Annotated in this window: 2 protein-coding genes and 1 pseudogene; 2 read left to right on the top strand and 1 reads right to left on the bottom strand. The window is 61.1% G+C overall.

What is annotated here, in order from left to right; all coding sequences use genetic code 11:
• Positions 1 to 302 precede the first annotated feature (302 nt).
• Together QMX80_RS19090 and QMX80_RS19085 are read left to right on the top strand one after the other, a co-directional pair.
• Positions 303 to 809: an integrase arm-type DNA-binding domain-containing protein gene (locus QMX80_RS19090; RefSeq protein WP_253133762.1), complete on the top strand. Its 507-nt coding sequence runs from the start codon at positions 303 to 305 to the stop codon at positions 807 to 809.
• Positions 806 to 1,540: a site-specific integrase gene (locus QMX80_RS19085; protein ID WP_253133761.1), complete on the top strand. Its 735-nt coding sequence runs from the start codon at positions 806 to 808 to the stop codon at positions 1,538 to 1,540. Before QMX80_RS19090 ends, QMX80_RS19085 begins: the two co-directional genes overlap by 4 nt.
• A 506-nt stretch (positions 1,541 to 2,046) precedes the next feature.
• On the opposite strand, the pseudogene QMX80_RS19080 reads toward QMX80_RS19085, so the two are convergent.
• Positions 2,047 to 2,168: pseudogene (locus QMX80_RS19080) on the bottom strand (IS3 family transposase); the annotation flags it as partial.

Raw genomic sequence — 2,168 nt, 5'->3', positions numbered from 1 at the left:
TAAACCACACACCCCTCCGGGCGCGGGGGCCCGCGGGGCCCACCATCGCCGGGGGCCGCCCAGCGCGGGGCCCGGGTTTCTCTGTTCCGGGCGGAAACCGGAATCGTGAATCTGGCGGAGAGAGGGACTGCCGCGACGCTACCCAATGGGACGCAGTCAAACCCAACGCCAAAAAATTTTAGCACAGGGCTCAGTGGCTTAGCCACTCCTGGCCGCCAACTGATCCCAACGAACCCCAAGGGCAGCAAACGTTAAATGGCATACTGGATGGCATACCAGAAGACAGGAGTTCGAGGTGAGGGATGCCCCTGATCACCGATGCTAAGGCCCGAAGTTTGGGGCCTGGTGGCCAGGCGGTGGCTCACGGCGGGGTAACTGGACTCACGCTGATCCCATCGGCCACGCATAGGGGGCGCGGCAAATGGGTCCTGCGCTTTGTCAGTCCAGTGACAGGCAAGCGCCGGAACGCGGGCCTGGGCAGCTACCCCCAGGTTGGCATCGCCCTGGCGGGCAAGCTCGCCCGGGAGATGCGGGAACAAATCGCGGCAGGAAGCGACCCGCTGGAAACCAAAGCTGCGGAGGATGCCAAGCCTAAGACGCCGACGTTCCAGGAAGCTGCGGCGCAGCTCCACCGCGAACTAACGCCCGGGTGGAAGAACGCCAAGCACGCTCAGCAATGGCTCAACACGCTGACCGAGTACGCGTTCCCGACTGTTGGTTCTCTTCCAATCGATCTAATCCAGCCTCGGCATATCGCGGACGTCCTGCGCCCTGTTGGCTGGAGAAGGCGGAAACGGCGACTCGGGTGAAGCAGCGCCTCCACGCCGTGATGGCATGGGGATGGGCGCACGGCTTTAATGGGGCGAACCCGGTCGACGTGGTCACCCACCTACTTCCGCTGCAGCCTGGCAAAGCCGTTCGTCAGGAGCACCAGCCGGCCATGCCTTGGGCTACGGTTCCGTCCTTCGTGAAGGCGGAACTCGTCGGTGCGGGCGAGCTCGAGGTGACGCGCAACGCTCTGTTGTTCCTGGTCCTGAACGCCAGCCGTTCTGGCGAGGTGCGAGGGATGGCATGGAGTGAGGTGAACCTTCGTACGAAGCTGTGGACCATTCCAGCTGCACGAATGAAGTCCAAGGTAATTCATCGGGTGCCCTTGTCGCTGCCAGCCATCGAGATCCTCAAACGCCACGCAGGTCAACACGACGAGCTCGTCTTTCCATCCGTACAGGCTCGGTCCGTGATGTCCGATATGACGCTGACCGCTTTGCTACGCAGGGTGAATGCACCCAGCGACACACCTGGGCGCGTGGCGACCGTGCACGGATTCCGCTCGAGCTTCCGGGACTGGTGCAGCGAACGGGGCTACGCACGCGACCTAGCGGAGCGCGCCTTGGCACACGCCGTCAAGGACAAGGTCGAGGCGGCCTACCACCGTACTGACCTTTTGGAGCAACGTCGTCCGATGATGCAAGCATGGGCCGACTTTGTTCTGTCAGCCAAGAATGAGCTCAAGAAGAACACCACGACTCATGACAACTGAGCCACTCCCCGTCCGCGTCAAGCCGATGAGCCGCATGCTTGAAGGAGAGGATCCCGTTGACTTCATGCTCAGGCTGACCGAAATCGGTGGGAGATTCTACGTCCATGTTCCGGAGGGGTTTCGCTGTCACTTCAAAGAGCCTGGGCACCTATTCGCTCACCGTGTTTGTCCCGAGCAAGGTGCCGCTCCTTCTTCTATTCGCCATTATGGCGAACCCAGTTTCCTGCAGCTCGATGAGTGGCAGGTACAGAAGCTCATTGAGCACCAACCTATTGCTCTGCACATTTTCAGCGCAGGCGCTCTATTTCGACGGATGAGGGCAGATGGTCGCCCGTCAATCGATTTTGATCACCAGCCCATCCGTCAAGGCGTGCTGGAGCCAATAGCGCATTCGGTCGCGAGCGCGACACCTACCGTGACGACGCCAGGGCTCGGGCCTTCCAAAGTGCTGAAGGCCGCCAAACCAAACTCGAACATGTACTCGTACTATCTGTCCGGCGTGGGTTCTACCCCGAAATCACGGACGGTTGTAAAAGGGCTGAGAACTTCTGGTCTTGCCTGGCGACCCTTCGTCGCATCCTCGGGTTGTGGAACCGCTCGATGTATTCGAACACATCCGCCCTCGCGG

It is taken from the genome of Stenotrophomonas sp. PS02297 (assembly GCF_029959705.1).
Taxonomy (GTDB): domain Bacteria; phylum Pseudomonadota; class Gammaproteobacteria; order Xanthomonadales; family Xanthomonadaceae; genus Stenotrophomonas; species Stenotrophomonas nitritireducens.
Note: the sequence above shows the minus strand (reverse complement) of the source record. Positions and strands in the feature narration are given on the sequence as shown.